1 protein-coding gene and 1 pseudogene are annotated in these 429 nt (G+C 60.1%); both read right to left on the reverse strand.

Annotated elements, in window-relative coordinates; translation table 11 throughout:
• Nucleotides 1-220 (reverse strand): annotated as a pseudogene (locus tag EOC94_RS33690) (hemerythrin domain-containing protein); the annotation flags it as partial.
• Between the two features lie 40 nt (nt 221-260).
• Nucleotides 261-429, reverse strand: a 169-nt coding sequence (locus EOC94_RS33695) for a diacylglycerol kinase (protein WP_185928394.1), incomplete at its 5' end; no start/stop codon positions are given.

Here is a 429-nt window from a genome sequence, read left to right on the forward strand (position 1 = left end):
CAGGCGCCGTCAGCCGTCCCTCACGGTAGTCGACGATGCCGTTGGCCAGCATGCCGCCAAGTTCGCGGAACATGTCGTGCCGCTGCAGCCACATATTGGCGAGGCCGTGGATATTGGCATGATCCTGCCAGTTTTCACGCGGATATTTCTCGGCCAGCCAGCGCAGATCATCCGGCAGGCCCACGCGTTCGAGAAGCAGAAAATTGGCGGCCCCGGCCATGACAGTCTCCTTTGGTGACTGCCATATAGGCATCGAAAGGCTAGATCGGTAGCCCAGTGATCCGCTCGATAATGGCGATGCCCCAGACACCGGCGACGATGAGCACCGAAATCAGCACCGCCAGCGAACCGCAATCCTTGGCCAACTGGATGTCGACATTGAACTCGCGGCTGAAAGCGTCGCATGCCGCCTCGATGCCGGTGTTAAGC

The sequence above is a fragment of the Mesorhizobium sp. M6A.T.Ce.TU.016.01.1.1 genome (assembly GCF_003997065.1).
GTDB lineage: Bacteria > Pseudomonadota > Alphaproteobacteria > Rhizobiales > Rhizobiaceae > Mesorhizobium > Mesorhizobium mediterraneum.